Genomic DNA, 20,018 nt, shown 5'->3' with positions numbered 1-20,018 from the left:
AGTGTGATGAGAGAAGAGGAACGGATTACACTAGCAGTATGAAGTATACGGACTGAAACCAAAGAGAGAGGAAGGTGAAAGCCGTTACAAGCTTACAAAGCTAGCGATATGTAAAATCCGTTTTTTGTGTATGAATAATAAGGATCGGAATATGTCGTTACATGTTTATGTGAGAACGTAAGCATGTTGTAACGGCGACAAAACATGTGTGGAATCGTAGGATTTATTGGGGAACAAGATGCAAAGGAAATTTTATTAAAAGGTTTAGAGAAGCTAGAATACCGCGGATATGACTCAGCTGGTATTGCAGTGCAAGCGGCGAATGGTGTTGTTGTATTTAAAGAAAAAGGTCGCATTGCAAAGCTTCGCGAAATCGTGGATGAAAATGTAGCAGCTAACGTGGGAATCGGTCATACACGTTGGGCAACTCATGGTGTACCAAGTCAGGTAAACGCACATCCACATCAAAGTGCTTCAGAGCGCTTTACCCTTGTGCATAACGGTGTAATTGAAAACTATGAGCTATTAAAGAATGAATATCTTCAAGATGTGAACTTTGTAAGTGAAACAGATACAGAAGTAATCGTTCAGCTTGTAGAAAAACAAGTGGAGACAGGTTTGACGGTAGAAGAAGCATTCCGTAAAACGTTAACATTATTACACGGCTCATATGCATTGGCATTACTTGATGCAGAAAACCCAGACATGATTTATGTTGCTAAAAACAAAAGCCCGCTATTAGTGGGTACTGGAGATAACTTTAATGTTGTTGCAAGTGATGCAATGGCAATGCTACAAGTTACAGATCAATTTATCGAGCTAATGGATAAAGAAACGGTTCTTGTAACAAAAGAAAAGATTACAATTCAAAATTTACAAGGTGAAACGATTGATCGTGCACCATTTACAGCAGAATTAGATGCAAGTGACATTGAAAAAGGAACATATCCTCATTTCATGCTAAAAGAAATTGATGAACAGCCGCTTGTAATCCGTAATATTATTCAAAAGTACCAAAATGAAGATGGCGAAATCGAACTAGATAAAGAGATTCGTGATGCGATTTTAGAAAGTGATCGTATCTATATTATCGCATGTGGAACGAGTTATCATGCGGGTCTTGTTGGAAAACAATTCATTGAGAGTTTTGCAAAAGTACCAGTAGAAGTACATGTAGCAAGTGAATTTTCTTACAACATGCCATTATTAACAGAAAAACCATTCTTTATTTACATTTCACAAAGTGGTGAGACTGCAGATAGCCGCGCAGTACTTGTGCAAACAAATGAAATGGGACATAAAGCATTAACAATTACAAACGTGCCAGGTTCTACACTGTCTCGTGAAGCTGATTATACATTACCATTACATGCTGGCCCAGAAATCGCAGTAGCTTCTACAAAAGCATACACAGCACAGCTTGCAGTACTAGCGATTTTAGCAGCTGACATTACAAAAACAAAAGGCTTAGCAGTTGACTTTGATTTAATCCAAGAACTTGGTCTTGTTGCAAACGCAATGGAAGTACTTTGCAATCAAAAAGATGAAATGGATGCAATTGCAAAAGAATACTTAGCAACAACACGCAACTGTTTCTTCATTGGCCGCGGTGTTGACTTCTATGTTGGTTTAGAAGGCGCATTAAAGCTAAAAGAAATCTCTTACATCCAAGCAGAAGGCTTTGCTGGTGGAGAGTTAAAACACGGTACAATCGCGCTAATTGAAAAAGGTACACCAGTTATCGCACTTGCTACGCAAGAGCACGTAAACTTAGGTATTCGTGGTAATGTAAAAGAAGTAGTAGCACGCGGAGCAAACCCTTGCATCATCGCAATGAAAGGCTTAGAAATGGAAGGCGACCGCTTCATCGTACCAGCTGTACACGAAGCACTAGCACCGCTTGTAGCAGTTATTCCATTACAGCTAATTGCATACTATGCAGCGCTTCACCGTGAGTGTGACGTTGATAAACCACGTAACTTAGCTAAGTCAGTTACTGTTGAGTAAGAGTTTGGTAATTTGATAGATATTTGTGTTGATTTACAATAAAGTTTGATTAAAAGTCCTGTATGATATGCAGGACTTTTTTTGTTCCGCAATCGGGCCATATTCTAGAATAACTCTTGTGAAAGTGACATAATTGTTATTAAGTTTAAAAGACAGCATGGCGACATAAGAAGCCCTTAAGCTTATGTTCCAAAGAGAGGTTAAAGGTATGGTAGAAGTAATTATTCTGAATGGTGGATCGAGTTCCGGGAAAACCACTATCGCAAAATGTCTTCAAAATTCATTGCCAACGTCATGGTTAAGGTTCAGTATCGACGATTTAATCGACGCCATGCCCGATGCAATGATGAAAGCAGACAGTGGAATTAAATTCGGTGACGATGGGTCTGTCAGTCCAGGTACGGAATTTCGTACATTAGAATCTGCATGGATGCACGGTATTGGCGAGATGGTCCGTAGAGGAGCCCGAGTGATTATCGACGATGTCTTCATTAGCGGAGTAGATTCTTGTAATCGTTGGAAAGCTGCCTTGGAAGGGTTGCAGGTGCTGTGGGTTGGTGTTTTCTGTGACCCTATTGTGGCGTCCGCTCGTGAGAGGGAACGAGCGGACCGCGTTGCAGGAATGGCAGTTTCACAAGCGACTTCGGTTCACGTTGGCATACATTATGACATCAAAGTTGACACAACAAAGACATCGCCAGAAGAATGTGCCCGAATTATCTGGCAAAAAATCACCCCATGAGAACCTACGAGGTGTTTTTAAGCAAACGGGGGCATTTCTGCAATATCTCTCAATTACAGATGTACAGAACGGTCTTCCGCAATCGGGCGCAATTCTTCAATAAGCATTGTGATCTTTCTTTATGTTTAGGGCGCGTTACTTTAAGAAATAGCTGCCAAATTAGGCAGCTATTTTTATTAAAGTAACGGCGGTTATTTAAAAAGGTAAAAGGGTTAGGATCATGTTAAAATTGGTTTCATAGTAGTATTTGAGGTTATATAGAATTGAAACGGAGAAAAAAATAACAGGTGCAGCTTCTGGAATTGGAAAAGAAATTGTTAAACAGTGTTTATTACGTCTATTATAAAATCAACGTTCGTAGCATGCTTTTGATCAAACTTTATTACAAACCAACAACATATGATAAAAAGCATGACAGCTTATGTCATGCTTTTTTGTTTTATAATTAAAAATAATTTTAAGTACTTTGTTCAAACCATTTTTATTTGTATGCACGTAAAGGGTAATTTGTCACTAGTGCATCCACCACTCCATTATATTTCATAAATTAAAAATACCCTAAGAAATCTTTTCCTTTTTCGCAATAGAACGTGGAGATATTCTACCATGCAGTAAATAGTAAACCCCAATTCCGATTATTATAAGGAATGAACAATAAAAATATAATGAGCCATGGTCAACTTTAGCCGCTGCAATACCAAAGATAAATGATCCAATTCCGAACCCAAAATCGAATATAGAAAGGAATGTAGCCGTAGCCAATGCCCTCTTTTTAGGAGGTGCTACTTGAATGGCAATGGTTTGAAGACTAGGAAACATGGTTCCCCAACCCAATCCAATAAGGGCTGCTGATGAAAGAAATAACAAGGACGTATTTGATACACTCAATAAGAACGTACCGACTGCAAAGCATAAAATAGCGGGATAAATTATAATATTTGCCCCAAATAAATCAAACCATTTTCCAGTAAATGGCCGGGAAATTAAAAGGACAACTGCGTACACAACAAAGAAATAACCAGCAGCTTCCACTAAACTTTGCTCTTTAGCATATATGGATACGAAAGAAACAATTCCCGAATAAATCAGTGCAAAGAAAGCTGAAACCAATGATACAGGAATGGCGGAGGTTTCCAAATAATCTCCAATTTTCATACCTGTTTTTCGTTCAATTGTCCGTTCTGACATAGAAGGTTTCGTAGGTAATTTAACGAATAATCCTGCAACGAGTGCAAAGAGAGCACATAATGCATTATGATAAACATTACATTTGTCCCTGCTTGTTGCATAACAGTCAAACCCAAAAAGGGACCAATAGCCATGCCAAGATTTAGCGTTAGTCCATAGTACCCCATCCCTTCTCCTTTGCGAGATTCCGGGATGAGATCGGCAACAATTGCTCCAGTGGCCGTTGTGGCCATTCCAAAGCCAACTCCATGAAAAAAGCGAAGAATTAGTAAGCCAATAACAGAGTGTGGACTAAAATAGAAAATTGAAGCTGCGAAAAGAACAAGGAGGGAACTTATAAAAACGATATACTTTCCTGACTTTTCGATCCATTTACCTGCAAGTGGGCGTGTTAGGATGGATGCAATCAAAAAAACTGTAGTAATAAGTCCTGCTTCAGATTCGGCACCGTGCAATTCTTGTAAAGCATATATCGGCAGTGTAACCAACAAATAATAAAATGTTGTAAACACAAGAAAATTAGTAATGGCAATACTGATAAAATTCCTTGTCCATAATCGGGGTTTATCCAATATTTCCACCTCCCATGTAATATTAAGTTCCTACGTGTTTGTCTTTCTCATCAGACAAACATTAAAACCCATGCCTGAGTTATTTTAATGCGATTTTATTTGCTTACTCATATTATCATCTCTATAATTATATGAAAAATATCTATAATGTTATTTATATATATCAAAATCATATATATATCGGAGGTACATGATGGACATAAGACAATTACGCTATTTTCTTATTATTGCTGAAGAAGGGCAAATTTCTCGTGCTGCCAAAAAACTTCACATGGCACAACCCCCATTAAGCCAGCAACTTCGACTTATGGAAGAGGAGATTGGTACCGTACTATTAGAACGAAAAAGAAATGGTAAGACTATGGAACTCACTGAGGCAGGTAAAATTCTATATAAAAAAGCTCGGAATATTTTAAATTTATTTGAGGAATCGATATTAGAAGTAAAAGAAGCTGGTGAAGGAATCAGAGGTTCTCTATCCATTGGTATAGTTGTCTCATGTGTTTCTTATCTGCCTAAAAGAATTCAATATTTCCATGAAAACTATCCAATGATTTCATTTAAACTGCGGGGAGGAGATCCAGTTGAATTGAGTAAACAGTTGGAAAACCGCAATATCGAACTTGCTATTGTTCGTCTTCCTTTAGAAATGGAAGGTCTTTCTATGATCCCTTTGGAAACGGAATCATTTGTTTTTGTAGTACCGAAAGATTGGGGGAATTTCCATTCAAAAGAAGCTATTCAAATGAAAGAGATTGAAGATGTACCTTTATTGCTAGTCCACAGAACGAAGGGAGAAGGGCTGTATGAAAGAATTATAGAAGAATGTGAACGATTCGAATTCCAGCCAAATATTTTGTGCGAATGTCCAGATATTAATATACTTCTTTCTTTAGTTGAAGCTGGCATTGGAGCAAGTATACTTCCTAAATCTGCAGTATCTGCATTTCGTAATATTGGAATTAGGGTATTGGACATCCTAGATTCTTCTCTTCAATCAGAGATAGCATTAGTTTGGCTTAAACAACGATATCTTTCCAAAGCAGCACGTAGATTTATCGAACTATTTTAGCTAACCTCCTCAAGCAAGTTATTTTTTATGGTAAAAACGAAAAGAATATCTGAAATAAAAAAGTGCTATAATTATTGTTAAATTAAGATGTGAAAACTAATCTTGTTAGTGATGTAGAAAAGACAATTTTTTTAAGATTCTAGAAAACGGTGTTATTCATATCGATAGATTAGCTGATGGAATGTTGAAAAGCTAACAATATAATTCTTAAGAAAAGGGGACGTCAAAAATGGCAACTTCAAAGAAAAGCTTAAGAACTTGCAACAAAGGGCACAAGTACTATAAAAGTAGCGATTGTCCAACCTGCCCGATTTGTGAGAAAGAACGGAAACCTGACAACGGATTTCTTTCATTACTATCAGCACCAGCTAGACGAGCATTAGAAAACAATGGAATAACTTCTTTGCAACAGCTATCAAACTTTAGTGAAGACGAGATTTTGCAATTTCATGGTATGGGACCAAGTTCTTTACCTAAACTTAAGACTGCTTTGCAGACAAATGGGTTATCATTCAGACCAAAATAGAACGATTGCAGAATATCATTGATAGACAATAATCAAACTTTTTTATAAAACTGAAACTTAAATCTGGGATAAACACTTAATTACTACAATTAATTGTGCGCGAATTCAAGAAAAATGAAACTACCTGTCCACGAAAGAATATAGCGAACAGGTAATTTCAGTGTTTTGATGTTTGTCCATTTTCAGGGTTCACATTCAGTAATGTGGGGATTGCTTACGAGTGCCCTACATCAATGTTTGTATTTTGAATCCCGATTTTTCCTGCTTTAATCTTGCTTCGGAACAACGCAAAATATACAAGAGTTCCCGTTGCAAATAGTGTTCCGCCTACAATTGCCACTCCATGAAACATATCAGGGATAGTCAATACTCCCATTTCGAACACGAGCCATATTAAAGCGCCATACGTGACAGGTGCTCTCCATTTCCCTAAATTGAACGTCTCCGCGTCAGGTAAATCTTTTCTACGCAAATAGTAAGCCAAAACTGTTATGAAGTATAAAGCGGTAAGAACAACAGATGTTGATCCGACTAGTAAAGTTAAAGAATCAGAGAATAGGATCGCTATAATATCGAGAACTAATACAAGCAAAATCGCATTTACCGGTACGGATGTTCCTGGGTTCACCTTTTTAAAAGAACGTGAAGCAAAAAATACATCGTCCCGCGCCATTGCATAAATGATACGGGAGGCGGAAGCCATTCCGATTAATCCACATGCAAAAATGGAAATGATAACAAGAAGCATAAACAAAGTGCCGATGAATTGGCCGAGCTTTGTTTTAATAATAAGTGGAAGCGGGTTGGCAGAAGCTGTCACACCGGCTAAATCCGTAATGGAAATTGTAACAGTAAAAAGAAAAGCAAACCCAATGATACCACCAATCAGTAACGCGAAAAATACAGCACGTGGTACATTTTTACTCGCGTCAATTGTTTCTTCCGAAAGATTCGCCGCGGCTTCAAAGCCGACCATGGTCCAAGATCCCATTAGCATAGCAATCACAAAGCCGCCAAGGAACGTGCCGCTTTTCTGCTCGCCGATATTTGTTAGCATATCCCAATTCGGAGTTGTGAATAGCGCAACAACAGCAAGAATAACAAGAATGCCCACCATACCGATCACTTCGGTATATACTGCAATGTCATTGAGACGAGAAGCCAGTTTTACGCCAAAAATGTTGAGGGCAGCCTGTAGCAGCAGGGTTGCGAGTGCAATATACAAAAGGGTTTTTCCCCCGATATTCCAGCCGAATACATCAGCAATGAGTGGAGACAGGCCGAAATCGACGGCAGGAATGACAATGACAAAAAAGCAAAATCCGAGCCAGCCGGAAAACCATCCTAATCCTTGATTTGCCAGCCGCGTCACCCATTGGTACGAGTAGCCGCTGAGTGGCATTCTTCCTGCCAATTCGGCAATAACAAGAGCGACAAGCAAGTGTCCTGCTAATACGATTGGCCACGTCCAAATACCTGCGGGCCCCGCATTGTTTAAAACAAAACCAAAATTTGTGAAAATGCCCGTTGTGATGGACATAAATGAAAACGCGACTGCAAAAGAGCTAAAAAACTTTAAGGACCTCTGTAATTCTTGCTTGTAGTGATATTGCTCCATGTTATTCGTTTCCTGCTTGATTTTTGTTTGCATAAAAAGCCCCCTTTCGATTTTCCTGTGCGTTGTATACTCTCCTAGCTTATTTCCCTCCCTTCTTTTAAGACTGAAAATTCAGTCTTTTTTTGAGCGGTTTTATTCACTCTCCTCTATTGCAAGTACCATACCAATTATATAATTCGCGTCATGCTTGAACTTTGTAAGCTCTTCATTGTTTAAAATGTTATCCCTTTATGAAATTTTGCATAGTTTATTCAAAATTTCATATTTCGTTTAAGGCGTTTACATTATTTTTACAATTTTCTAAAAATTATTCAACATTCCTTTTTTATAATGAAACAGGTTTCACCAAATTTAAATAAAAGAGGTAAGAAAATGAAAAAAAGAAAAATTATTGTTTCATTTTTGAGTTTAGCTGTTTTTGAGGATATTTTGTTAAATTCTTAGATTCCTATTATTTTACTGCGTTACATATATAAAATAGGCCGTGAATATACTGTGGATATGTTGTATGACTTTAATTAGGATAGGAGTGAACAAACGATGCGCGTCCTTATTTCCGGTGCGAGCATTGCTGGGCCGGCATTAGCTTACTGGCTTCACCGCTACGGCTTCGACGTGACTGTAGTAGAACGTGCGCCCGTATTGCGCCCAGGTGGATATGGTGTTGATATTCGTGGTGTAGCCATTACGGTGCTTAAGCGGATGGGGATACTCGATCAAGTTCGTGCAGCTGACACGCACATGACCGGTGTTTACTTCGTGAATAGCAAAGGCAAAATCGAAGGTAAAATAAGCGAAGCGAGTATGGGGAATCAGCAGGGGCTGGATATCGAAATCATGCGCGAAGACCTTAGTAGTATTTTGTACGACTTGACCAAGGATACGGTCGAATATATTTGGGACGATTCGATTACCGCTATACATGAGGCTGAAGCAGGTGCAGAAGTCCAATTTATTCGTAGCAAGCCGCAGACATTCGATCTGGTCATCGGTGCGGACGGGCTCCATTCCAATGTGCGCACCTTAATTTTTGGTGACAAAGAACAATTTAAACGTACTCTTGGCTGTTATATCTCGATTTTTACCCTTGAGAATTACCTTAGCCTCGACCACCGCCAGCTGCTTTATACGATGCCAGGCAAAACTGTAGGTATGTATAGTGCCCGTGATAATACTGAAGCAAAGGGGATGTTCGTGTTTAAATCAGAGGCACTGAAGTACGATCGCTATGATGTGGAAGCCCAAAAGGAACTTGTAGACAATGCTTTCCAAGATGATATGGGTTGGGAAACTCCGCATCTACTTAAAACTATGAAAGAAGCGACAGACTTTTACTTTGATGAGATTTGCCAGATTCATATGCCGACATGGTCAAAGGGTCGGATTACATTGGTAGGTGATGCGGCGTATGGCCCATCACCACTTTCGGGTCAAGGCTCTAGTCTGGCACTTGTCGGAGCTTATGTACTAGCTGGTGAACTGAAAGCTGCGCATGGCAATTACGACCGCGCCTTTGTTGCCTACGAAAAAGAGATGAGAAATTTTGTTGAGAAAAATCAAAAAATAGGGCTAACAGCTGCTGGAGGCATGATTGAAAGCTCAAAATCCAAAATCTTGCTGCGCAATTTAATGTTGCGTGTACCTATCCTTATGGGTGCAATGTTTAAGATGATTACGAAAATGATAGTGAAAGCTTCCAATGAGATTGAACTGAAAGATTATTGATATAGATATTTAAGAGGGGAGTTTCAGTACGCCTTTAATAATATTGTTGATTTTCCGCAATTGAGCGTTTTAATAGGGGGAAGGATTACAAAAATGATCAAACTTTATTTTAAAGTAACATTTGCATAAAGTCGCGATGTTTATAAAAAAGTTGTATCGTTTTCCCCCTTTGGATATTTCATAAAAAGTACATGTAAATATAAATTTTTTTTGAACATCCCTTAATAATGAAAGTAATTCTAATTGAAATTGCATTAGAACGTATGTTCTTGTATAATTGTTATGTAAAAAACAAAAGGAGGTATGAAATTGAGTAAAGTTTTAAGGTTTGAATTTCAAGTTCCCAACCTTGAAGAAGCAATTGAATTTTATACAAATAGTTTTGGTTGGAAGTTTGAAAAGATGCCTGGACCACAAGACTATTGGTTTATTATTACGGGTGAGAGCGGTAAACCTGGTATCGATGGTGGATTGATGAAGTCCCCTGACGGTGTTACCAGAACTACTAATTCTATTGAAGTACCTTCAGTTGATGAATACATAAAAAAAGTTACTGAAAATGGTGGACAAGTAGTTGTACCTAAAACAGCTATTCCTAATATGGGTTACTTTGCTTATTGTTTAGATAATCAAGGACTTCTTTTTGGAGTGTCTGAAGCCAATACTAAAGCATAAAAAGTTAGGTATTTTTGATCAAACATTATTTTAAATTTACTCTAACAGAGCAGGTTTCTAAAACAAACACCTGTAATTGCTTAACTTTATTTGTTCATCTTTAAGTAAGGCTATAGATGGAACCGTGAAAAAATTGTTTAGGCCTTGTATTTGATATAATCATTAAGCAGTTATATGATATGAATACCAAAGTATAATGAAATGCTCAAACGAAAAAAATCAATATTAACTAAACTAGAAGAAAGGGAGAGAAGCAAATGATTAATAAAGTCGGTCAAATTATGCTATATGTAAATAACCAAGATGAGGCAGTGCAATTTTGGACAGAAAAAGTAGGGTTTAGTGTAGTTTCTGAAGCAGATAACGGCCAAGGATTTAGATGGATTGAAATTTATCCAACAAAGGAAGCGGGAACGAGTATCGTTCTTCACGATAAAGAATTAATTGCTAAAATGCAGCCTGAATTAAATCTTAATACACCTTCAATGATGTTTTTCACGGAAGATCTTGATAAGTTATATAAAGACTTTTCAGATAAAAAAATTACAGTCGGAGAAATTGTAAGTATGCCTTCTGGTAGAGTATTTAACTTTGCTGATAATGAAAACAATTATTTTGCAGTTATGGAAAAAAGTAATTCACAAAATTATAGGAGAAACAAACATGAAAACGAATTGTAGTCTTTTTCATGTTGAGTAACAATAAAGTTATTTAATTTAATATAAAGTCACTTAAAAACACACCTTTGGAATCTCATGATGACATCTCCTTTGGTGTGTTTTTTTTATAAAGAGTAATAAGAAAAATTCCAGCTCTCCGATGAAAATAAAGTTGTAGACTGGAAAAACACATTAAACTGAACTGCAATTTAATTTATTAAGCTAACAGGCAGATGATGAAGATGGGAATGGGGGAAATTTATGGACTTAAAGAAAGCATCTTTGAACTTCGGGAAAATCAATTGTGTTGATGAAAGTAAGTTCATAATTAAGAATGAAACTTCAAAAAATGAAGATGTGACATCCCATGCCGAGGTAGGATCATTTGTGAATGATGCCATTTGTACAAACATCGTCACCAAGCTTCGGGCTGCTGGTTGTGTTTTCGCCGAAGATGAGGCGCGATTGCTCATTTCTGCGGCTAGGACGCCGGAGGATCTCGCCGCTATGGTAGACCGACGAGTAGCTGGTTTGCCCCTTGAACACGTTATCGGCTGGACGGAGTTTTGCGGTCTGCGGATAGCGGTGGACCCGGGCGTTTTCGTACCTCGACGCCGCACAGAGTTTCTCGTCCGCCAGGCCGCCGTCCTCATACGGCAAGGAGCCGTCGTGGTTGACTTGTGCTGCGGTTCGGGCGCGTTGGGGGCCGCGCTGGCGGCAGTGCAGGAACGGATTGAGTTATATGCCTCCGACATCGATCCTGCCGCGGTGCGATGCGCCTTGCGCAACGTTGCTGCCACCGGTGGTCACGTGTACGAAGGTGACCTCTACGAGCCGCTGCCCGCCACACTGCGGGGCCGCGTCGACATCCTGGTCGCCAACGTACCTTACGTACCTACCGAGGTGATTAGGATGCTACCCCCAGAGGCTCGCATACATGAGGCTCGTGTGGCACTTGACGGAGGTGTGGACGGGCTTGATGTCCAGCGACGGGTGGCTGCGGCGGCGCCAGATTGGCTAGTACCTGGCGGCCATTTGCTGATCGAGACTAGTGAACGGCAGGCAAAGCAAACTGTTGAGATCTTTGCTCGTAATGGGTTGATACCGCAGCTGGCCTATTCTAGTGAACTGGATGCCACCGTTGTCATCGGAACTAGGCCTGCCTGTTTATCCCGCATTAATGGGCAGTGAGACCCCCACCTCAAGATTTAGAGAGAAACAAAGAAGATAGGTGGGGGATAACTGCTGACAAGCCTTTGTATTTTTTGTTGTATTTGTCTATACCTTTGTATTGCAAAAAAACGAAGGTACTAAATACCTACCGGTGTCTTACTTGCATACTAATTTAGCCAACTGCTTATAGATCTTCACAATGTCTTCAAGCCTCATTCTTACTAACCCGCTTGAGGAGGGGGCAACAAAATCGATTGTTCCAGGTATGACTGACTCAGACTGTTGTCCCCATGGGGCTATCTTTCGGCCGCTATATTCTTGATAAACGCCTTTTCCAACAAAACAGACTACTTCGGGCTTTAGCTGTGTAATTTTCTGTTTTAAAATTTCTTTTCCTTCTTTATACTCTTCCTTGGTAATCTCATCTGCTGCCTTAGTTGATCTTGCTACTATGTTTGTAAGACCCATATCCAAATCCAATAATTTATAGTCTTCTGAAGCATCATATTTTCTCGGTGTTAGTCCTGCTTCATGGAGAATTCTCCAAAAACGATTATTAGGATTAGCGAAGTGATGCCCTGTTTCACTTGAGCGAATGCTTGGATTAAAGCCGACAAACAAAACTTTTAACCCTTTCTTAATATGATCATTAACTAGTTTCAAGAATACACTGCCTCCTTATATGGAATACAAACTGATAAAGTTTTTTTATTTTACCACAATCTTTTCAGTTGCTTCTTAGTGTGTTGGATTAAATTTCCTATAGGAAGATGTAAGAGGGAAGTGTAAGTGAATCAAAAATGGACAAAATTCATGCTGCTTCTTGCTGTTATGTTAACGGTATTTTCGATTACATACAAAGTATTTTAGATTGAAAAAGTGTTTATATCATTCTTGTTCTTAGAGATAGATTTAAGCTGGTCTAAGGATAGACATATCAGATGTGAATTCTTAAATTTAAACAAAGACATTGAAATATTTTCAAAAAGGCTGAGCATAAACTAGATTTTTTCTGATTTATGCTCAGCCTCTTGTTGCATCTTTATGTTTATTCCACTATGACCTGTTCACTTTGTTCCATAGCTCTGATAGATTCGGCTACTTTAACCATCATGGAACATTCGACTCTCTTGCGGAAGATGTCACAACTGAAATCGTAAGTTCCCTTGAGGGAGCCGGTTGCATGCAGCGCATTGGCAGGGCAACCGCCACTACAGTAAAGTTTCGCCCAGCAGTCTTGGCATTCTGGCTTCGAGTAGCAGTTGCTTTCTTTAAATTGGCATTGCGTCTCTGGTTTTGTGATTCCATCCCAGATGTTTCCCATGCTATATTCTTCATCTCCGACGAACTGGTGGCAAGGGAATATCTCGCCCCATGGTGTGACAGCGAGATATTCCGTTCCTGAGCCACAGCCGGAAATTCTTTTTGAATGCAAGGGCCCTCGGAGAGGTCAAGCATGTAATGGTAGAAGGTAAAGCCATTGCCTTTTTCCTCGCGCTCCAGCATTTCCTTGGCGAGAATTTCGTACTGATTGTAAATCTCTGGGAGATCCTCCTCAGTGAGCGCATATGGTTCCCGTGGATCGCAGATGACCGGTTCCATCGAGAGTTTGTCGAAACCAAGGTCTGCAATGTGAAAAATGTCATTAGTGAAGTCAACATTGTTGCGAGTATAGGTTCCACGTACATAGTATTCTTTGTCTCCGCGCTTTTCGATGAATTCCTGGAATTTCGGAACGATATAATCGTAGCTTCCTTTTCCGGTGACTGTTTTGCGAAGGTGATCATGAACCTCTTTTCTTCCATCAAGACTTAGTACTACATTGTACATTTCCTCGTTCAAGAAATCAGTGACCTCATCGTTCAGTAGCATGCCATTCGTAGTGAAGGTGAAGCGAAAAGTCTTTTTGTTCTCTTTTTCTTTGCTTCTTGCGTAAGCGACAATCTGTTTGACAACCTTCCATGCCATGAGTGGTTCTCCACCGAAGAAGTCGACGTCGAGGTTTCGGTGATGACCGGAGTTTTCTAATAGGTAATCGATGGCTCTTTGTCCAACCTCATAGCTCATGATTGCTCTATTTCCGTTATATTTTCCTTGGCTGGCGAAGCAGTATTCGCATGATAGGTTACAGGTATGCGCGGCATTGAGGCAGAGAGCCTTTACATAAGTTTGACGATTTCTCAAATCGATTGAGAGGTCCTTAAATTCATCCTCAGTAAAGAGTTGTCCATCATTTTTTAGCTCTTCGACATCCGCGATTGTTTCCCGAATGTCCCCCTCGGAGATGTTGGAATCATATTTGTACTTTTCTAGCATCATCGTCACGATTTCTTCTGCAGGAGTATTCTCATAAAGCCCGATAATTTCATAGGCGAGGTCATCGACAACATGCACCGATCCACTATAGGTATCCAGCACGATATTGTATCCATTTAATTTATATTGATGAATCATACTTAATAATCAAACTCCTTTTGTCCATAAAGTGAAACTTCTATTAGCGGGATAAAAATTGCCGCCCATCTGGAAAGCAGTTGGGCGGTACATTTCTTATTTCCTATCTGTTCATTGTGTTTTCACACTTCTGATTTGCAACTCCGCAAGACGTTTTGCAAGCAGATTGGCAAGATGTTTGGCATGCACCGCATCCACCGTGTTTTGCGGTATCCTTCAGTTTACGAGTGCTCAGTGTTACGATTCTTTTCATAACGCACAACTCCTTTTTAAAATGTTTTTTGAAGAAATAAGAGTTAAATATTGTGAAACTTTTCACATTTAGAAGTAACATTTGTGAATAATTTCACAATAAAGGTCAAAACTTGTGAATCCTTTCACATTAATTCCAACAATAATTTTAACAACACCGCGGGTTCACGTCAATCATTCCTGCTGTCTTGATACTGCGGAAAATCCACTTGATTTCGTTTCTATTTTTTCTTCATCACGATTTGAAGAGTTTCGAGAGTGCGAAACGTTCGCATGTAATTATGATTTGGGATTCCCTGTTATAATAGTAAATTCGTCCTTTCTTAAGAAAGGACGAATTTTTTAGGTATCTATCCTTGAATATTTATGAGTTTTGCTATTACGGAACATGCGTTTCGTACTTCCGCTGTAATTTCTTCAACTCCTCCATCAGATTCTCCCCAATCGTAGGAGCAAGTTGGTCGTATATAGGTGATAGTGTCTTTTCCCATTCTTTTCGTTGTTCGTCGTTTAATTCATGAATTTGAATTGATGAGTTTTGTTTCATGAGTTCAAGTTGTTCTTTGTTCATTTGAATGGATTGTTGATTATTCCAAGCAGTCGTTTCTTCCATTGCTTCCATTAGTATTTGCTTTGTTTTTTTCGTTTGTTTGTCCCAGGTTTTTTGATTCATCATGACAACATATCCTAAATACCCATGGTTAGTAATTGTCAAATAGTTTTGGACGTTATAGAATTTTTTAGAGTAGATATTTGAAATGGTATTTTCTTCGCCATCAACTTTTCCTGATTCAATTAATTGATATGTAGAATTAAATGAATCAGGATATGTGTGAACTTTTAATAAATCAAATTGGGACTTGATTACATTACTTTGCATGATGCGAAAAGATTGTCCCTTTATATCTTCGGGGGTATAAATGGGTCCTTTATTTGAAGTGATTTGTTTAAAGCCGTTGGACCAGTGGGCAAGCCCTTTTATTCCATCCTTTTGTAAGGATTGAAGTAATTGTTCCCCAATTTTTCCGTTTAAGCCTTCTTGTAAGGCTTCATAACTTGAAAAAGCAAATGGTAAATCAAGTACGCCCCATTCAGGGGAGAACGCTCCAAGTTTTGATGTAGAAGGAGCAATAATTTGTACTTGCCCAGATTTTAAAGCATGAAATTCTTCTATATCAGAATATAGGCTTCCGTTAGGGAAGACCTCTATTTTTATTTTACCATTTGACTTTTCATCAACGAGTTCAGCAAATTTGTTGGCAGCACGTCCTTTTGGTGTGTTTTCTGCTACAACATGGCTAAATTTAAAGACGATTTGGTCTTCTAGTCCTTCTTGTTCGTTATCGTATGAGAGTGCATTTTGAGAAAAATAACTCTGATATTTAATAAATAAAGCGCTTGCAATTAAAGTGATGAAAAGAAGTATAAAAGTAGCTGCTTTTTTCATCTTAGTCCTCCTTTTGAGGTTGTTATTGTAAGCATATCGAGAAGATTTCTATTCGTAAAGATGCTTTTAGAAGAAAGGAGGGGCAAAAGTGAGGGAATTACCGATCCGTTGGAAAATTACGATTCTTTCTTATGCTGTAGTTATATTTTCGCTCATGATTGGCGGTGGGGTTATAATCGCAAATATTCAACAAAAAGAAGAGAAAGAATTAAGAATTAGATCTATGAATACAGCGCGAACGGTAGCTGAAATGTCAGATGTAAAGAAGTCACTGCAAGAAGCAAATGGATGGATTACATTAAATCCTGTTATTGAAAAGATTAGAGTAATTAATGAAACAGATTATATTGTAGTTATGAATATGGAACGAGTTCGATATTCGCATCCTGTGAAAGAAATGATTGGGAAACCTTCAAAAGGAGCAGATGAAGAACCAGCATTTGCAGAGCATATTTATTTTTCAAAAGCAAAGGGAGAAATAGGTACCGTAATTCGTGCGTTTATGCCTATTAAAGATCAAGACTTAAATCAAATTGGTGTTGTCGTTGTAGGAAATAAAATACCAAGCTTTTGGGGGATTATGGTTGAATTACAAGGAGAAATTCTTTTTATAGTCATATTAACTTTAATATTTGGATTGATAGGTTCATTAATGCTTGCCAATCATATAAAAAAACAAATGTTTCAGTTAGAGCCATATGAGATTAAACGGATACTTGAAGAAAGGACAGCAACTTTTCATTCGATGAATGAAGGTGTGATTGCGATTGATAATCAAGAAATTATTACAGTTTTTAACGAGAAAGCAAAGCAAGTTTTTCATGTAGATGGAGATGTTGTAGGAAAGCCTATTCGTAAAGTATTACAGGATACAAGGCTTCCAGAAATCGTGGAGAAAAATCAGGCAGTATACAATGAAGAGATAAAAGTCAGCGGACAGGTTATTTTAAGTAATCGTATCCCTATTAAGAAAGATGATGAATTAATTGGAGCTGTAGCAATTTTTCAAGATCGTACTGAGGTAACAAAGCTTGCGGAAGAATTAACTGGGGTGAAGAACTTTGTAGAAGCATTGCGTGTGCAAAGCCATGAGCATATGAATAAACTTCATACAATAGCAGGTTTAATTCAGCTTGGTAAAGCTGATAAGGCATTACAGCTTGCATATAACACTTCAGAAGAGCAGGAGAATGTAACAAATTTTTTAAATGAGACAATTAAAAATGATGCTGTTGCAGGTCTGCTTTTAAGTAAAGTAAGTAGAGGAAAAGAGCTCGGAATTCAGGTGAGTATTGATCAAAATAGTTATTTGGAGGCTTTTCCGTACCAATTAGATCAACATGATTTCGTTGTATTATTAGGGAATTTAATAGAAAATGCATTCGGATCATTTGAACAAATTGAGGCCACGAATAAAAGAATTGATATTAGTATTGAGCAGTCAGACGACATGTGCGCGATATTAATTGAAGATAATGGCTGCGGAATAAAAGAAGAGTATTTATCAAGGGTATATGAGAAAGGGTTTACTGTGAATAAGCGTAGCGGGACAGGTTATGGTCTTTTTCTAGTAAAACAAATTGTTGAAAAGGGAAGAGGAGAAATTAGAATTTCATCTTTTCAAGATGAAGGAACTTCTTTTATCATTACTTTTCCAATGGAGATGGAGGCGGAATGGTATGGCATGTAAAGAGGAATTTAAAGTAGTGTTGATAGAAGATGATCCAATGGTTCAGGAAGTGAATAAAGAATTTATAAGAAGTGTAGAAGGGTTTCAAGTAATAGCTGTTGCAAGCGATGGTGAGGAGGGGTTCGTTTTGTCAAAAAAATGAATCCAGATCTTGTTATTTTGGATATTTTTATGCCTAAAAAGGATGGTATTAAAGTACTGCAGGAATTTCGAAAGCAAGAATTAGAAACGGATGTAATTGTTGTGTCTGCTGCTAAAGATAGGGAAACAATTAAACTCATGCTTCAAAATGGAGCACTAGACTATATTATTAAGCCTTTTAAGTTGTATCGTATTCAGCAAGCGTTAGAGAAATACCGCCAATATAGAACGAGTTTGAGAGATTCTGGGGTTATTTCGCAAGAGCAACTAGATTTATTACTATATTCTGGGCGTTCTGAAAAAACAGTGAGCAATTTGCCAAAAGGTTTGAACGAATTTACATTAAATGAAATTGTAAAGTATGTAAAAAAGCAAGAAGAACCTCGTTCTGCTGAAGAAGTGGCACGTGCAATTGGTATAGCTAGAGTGACGGCTCGGCGTTACTTAGATTATTTAGAAAAAAGGGCGTAATTCATTTGGCAGTTCAATATGGTGGAGTTGGAAGACCAATTAATCGTTATGTATTTCATGAAATGAAAAACTAAGACCAAAATGAACAAAATATTCGTTATGACCATAAACTTCTCTCTTTTTAATGTAAACGCTATCATTATGTTAGAAATAAACGGATAGAAAATTTAGAAAATATAGGGGGAGAAGAAAGGTGAAACGACTTTTTAAAAACTTAACCTTTCAAGTATTAACGGCTATTGTGCTTGGTGTGTTAGTTGGGTTACTTTGGCCAAGTGTCGGTAAACAAATGAAGCCGCTAGGCGACACATTTATTAATGCTGTAAAAATGGTAATCGCACCAATTATTTTCTTAACAATTGTACTTGGAATTGCCAAAATGGGAGATATGAAAAAGGTTGGTAAGGTCGGCGGTAAAGCTCTTATTTATTTTGAGGTTGTGACTACATTCGCACTTATTGTTGGTTTAATTGTTGTAAATGTTATGAAGCCAGGGGAAGGTCTTAACTTTAATGAACTTGCAAAAGGGGACGTATCAAAATATACACAAGGCGGAGGACATAGCATTAATTGGGTTGATTTTGTAACCCATATCGTGCCTTCTAATATGGTTGATGCGTTTGCGAAAGGTGATATTTTACAGGTATTATTCTTTTCGATTTTATTTGGTATAGGGCTAGCGGCTCTTGGAGAAAAAGGAAAATCAGTGATTGATTTCTTAGACAAACTTTCACATGTATTCTTTAACATTATTGGCTATGTAATGAAAGCTGCACCGATCGGGGCATTTGGTGCTATGGCATATACAATCGGTTACTTTGGACTTGCTTCGCTTCTGCCACTTGGGAAATTAATGATGTCGGTATATATAACGATGTTCCTATTCGTTTTTGTTGTTTTAAATATTATTTGTAAGATATATGGATTTAGTTTATGGAATTATTTAAAGTTTATTCGGGATGAAATACTAATCGTATTAGGAACAAGTTCTTCTGAATCTGTATTGCCAAGAATGATGAACAAGATGGAGCAATATGGATGTTCAAAATCTGTTGTTGGTCTTGTTATTCCAACAGGTTATTCTTTCAATCTTGATGGTACGTCTATTTATTTATCCATGTCAGTTGTCTTTTTAGCACAAGTATTTGGTATCGATTTAACAATTGGGCAGCAAGTTACAATTATTTTAGTGCTTATGTTAACGTCTAAAGGAGCTGCAGGTGTAACAGGAAGTGGATTTATTGTATTAGCGTCTACTTTATCAGCATTAAAGGTTATTCCTTTAGAAGGATTAGCATTACTTCTTGGAGTAGATCGCTTCATGAGTGAAGGCAGAGCTATTGTAAACTTGATTGGAAACGGGATTGCTACGATGATTGTTGCAAAGAGTGAAAACGAATTTGATGAAGCAAAACATGCAGAAGCAGTTTCTGGTACAAAAGCATTAACGGAGGCAAAGGAAGCTGTATAATGCATAAGTAGTAGGAAGGATCGTTTGTTTTAAAAGGAATGAAGAATATAAGGAAAAAAAGCTATCCACTACAATAGGTGGATAGTTTTTTTAAAATTAGCTTATCCGGCTATTTTTGGACAGTAAGCCCCCCTG

The 20,018-nt window shown here is 38.1% G+C and carries 16 protein-coding genes and 2 pseudogenes; 11 read left to right on the top strand and 7 right to left on the bottom strand.

The genetic code is table 11. The features are described from left to right. Positions 1–204: 204 nt before the first annotated feature. Both glmS and ACEWFJ_RS00500 read left to right on the top strand, forming a co-directional pair. Entirely contained in the window at positions 205–2,007 is a 1,803-nt protein-coding gene (glmS, locus tag ACEWFJ_RS00505) for a glutamine--fructose-6-phosphate transaminase (isomerizing) (protein WP_473690059.1), read from the top strand. Between the two features lie 208 nt (positions 2,008–2,215). Beyond that, positions 2,216–2,749: a chloramphenicol phosphotransferase CPT family protein gene (locus ACEWFJ_RS00500; RefSeq protein WP_473690058.1), complete on the top strand. Its 534-nt coding sequence runs from the start codon at positions 2,216–2,218 to the stop codon at positions 2,747–2,749. 558 nt (positions 2,750–3,307) lie between these two features. Here the strand turns inward: ACEWFJ_RS00500 and ACEWFJ_RS00495 are convergent. Both ACEWFJ_RS00495 and ACEWFJ_RS00490 read right to left on the bottom strand, forming a co-directional pair. Further along, on the bottom strand, positions 3,308–3,937 hold the full coding sequence (locus ACEWFJ_RS00495) for an MFS transporter (RefSeq protein ID WP_473690057.1): 630 nt from the start codon (positions 3,935–3,937) through the stop codon (positions 3,308–3,310). After that, the gene (locus ACEWFJ_RS00490) at positions 3,901–4,509 is read right to left on the bottom strand and encodes an MFS transporter (RefSeq protein WP_473690056.1); all 609 of its coding nucleotides are present in this window, start codon (positions 4,507–4,509) and stop codon (positions 3,901–3,903) included. The genes ACEWFJ_RS00495 and ACEWFJ_RS00490 overlap by 37 nt, the downstream gene beginning before the upstream one ends. A gap of 193 nt (positions 4,510–4,702) precedes the next feature. Between ACEWFJ_RS00490 and ACEWFJ_RS00485 the strand changes: the two genes are divergently transcribed. Both ACEWFJ_RS00485 and ACEWFJ_RS00480 read left to right on the top strand, forming a co-directional pair. After that, positions 4,703–5,581: a LysR family transcriptional regulator gene (locus ACEWFJ_RS00485; RefSeq protein ID WP_473690055.1), complete on the top strand. Its 879-nt coding sequence runs from the start codon at positions 4,703–4,705 to the stop codon at positions 5,579–5,581. A 229-nt stretch (positions 5,582–5,810) separates the two neighbouring features. After that, positions 5,811–6,107, top strand: a complete 297-nt coding sequence (locus ACEWFJ_RS00480; protein WP_473690054.1) for an RNA polymerase alpha subunit C-terminal domain-containing protein — start codon at positions 5,811–5,813, stop codon at positions 6,105–6,107. Between the two features lie 214 nt (positions 6,108–6,321). Here the strand turns inward: ACEWFJ_RS00480 and ACEWFJ_RS00475 are convergent, their stop codons facing one another. Next, positions 6,322–7,758, bottom strand: coding sequence for an APC family permease (locus ACEWFJ_RS00475; protein ID WP_473690053.1), 1,437 nt, complete (start codon positions 7,756–7,758; stop codon positions 6,322–6,324). Positions 7,759–8,265: 507 nt separating this feature from the next. On the opposite strand from ACEWFJ_RS00475, the gene ACEWFJ_RS00470 reads away from it, so the two are divergent. From ACEWFJ_RS00470 to ACEWFJ_RS00455, 4 genes are all read left to right on the top strand, one after another. Then, a complete protein-coding gene (locus ACEWFJ_RS00470; protein WP_473690052.1) occupies positions 8,266–9,450 on the top strand; it encodes an FAD-dependent monooxygenase in 1,185 nt (394 codons plus the stop codon). A 309-nt stretch (positions 9,451–9,759) separates the two neighbouring features. Continuing rightward, positions 9,760–10,125, top strand: coding sequence for a VOC family protein (locus tag ACEWFJ_RS00465; RefSeq protein ID WP_473690051.1), 366 nt, complete (start codon positions 9,760–9,762; stop codon positions 10,123–10,125). Positions 10,126–10,382: 257 nt separating this feature from the next. Then, positions 10,383–10,805, top strand: coding sequence for a VOC family protein (locus ACEWFJ_RS00460; protein WP_473690050.1), 423 nt, complete (start codon positions 10,383–10,385; stop codon positions 10,803–10,805). A gap of 240 nt (positions 10,806–11,045) precedes the next feature. Continuing rightward, a complete protein-coding gene (locus ACEWFJ_RS00455) occupies positions 11,046–11,975 on the top strand; it encodes a putative protein N(5)-glutamine methyltransferase (RefSeq protein WP_473690049.1) in 930 nt (309 codons plus the stop codon). Between the two features lie 138 nt (positions 11,976–12,113). On the opposite strand, the gene ACEWFJ_RS00450 is transcribed toward ACEWFJ_RS00455, so the two are convergent. From ACEWFJ_RS00450 to ACEWFJ_RS00435, 4 genes and pseudogenes are all read right to left on the bottom strand, one after another. Continuing rightward, positions 12,114–12,620, bottom strand: a complete 507-nt coding sequence (locus ACEWFJ_RS00450; protein WP_473690048.1) for a mismatch-specific DNA-glycosylase — start codon at positions 12,618–12,620, stop codon at positions 12,114–12,116. A gap of 385 nt (positions 12,621–13,005) precedes the next feature. Next, a pseudogene (scfB, locus tag ACEWFJ_RS00445) lies at positions 13,006–14,411 on the bottom strand (thioether cross-link-forming SCIFF peptide maturase). A 103-nt stretch (positions 14,412–14,514) separates the two neighbouring features. After that, positions 14,515–14,664 carry a six-cysteine ranthipeptide SCIFF gene (gene scfA / locus ACEWFJ_RS00440; RefSeq protein WP_230575902.1) on the bottom strand — a complete coding sequence of 50 codons (150 nt, stop codon included), beginning with the start codon at positions 14,662–14,664 and terminating at the stop codon, positions 14,515–14,517. 378 nt (positions 14,665–15,042) lie between these two features. Then, a complete protein-coding gene (locus tag ACEWFJ_RS00435; RefSeq protein WP_473690047.1) occupies positions 15,043–16,110 on the bottom strand; it encodes a TRAP transporter substrate-binding protein in 1,068 nt (355 codons plus the stop codon). Between the two features lie 88 nt (positions 16,111–16,198). Here ACEWFJ_RS00435 and ACEWFJ_RS00430 point away from each other — a divergent pair, with 88 nt between their 5' ends. From ACEWFJ_RS00430 to dctP, 3 genes and pseudogenes are all read left to right on the top strand, one after another. Continuing rightward, complete coding sequence (locus ACEWFJ_RS00430; RefSeq protein ID WP_473690046.1) at positions 16,199–17,800, top strand: ATP-binding protein; 1,602 nt, start codon at positions 16,199–16,201, stop codon at positions 17,798–17,800. Next, positions 17,790–18,486: pseudogene (locus ACEWFJ_RS00425) on the top strand (response regulator). Before ACEWFJ_RS00430 ends, ACEWFJ_RS00425 begins: the two are co-directional and overlap by 11 nt. A gap of 119 nt (positions 18,487–18,605) precedes the next feature. Continuing rightward, positions 18,606–19,883 (top strand): C4-dicarboxylate transporter DctP, encoded by a 1,278-nt coding sequence (gene dctP, locus ACEWFJ_RS00420; RefSeq protein ID WP_473690044.1) that lies wholly within the window; start codon positions 18,606–18,608, stop codon positions 19,881–19,883. Positions 19,884–20,018: the final 135 nt, after the last annotated feature.

It is taken from the genome of Bacillus sp. EA-CB0995 (assembly GCF_055814245.1).
This window is presented reverse-complemented; position numbering and strand designations above follow the sequence as displayed.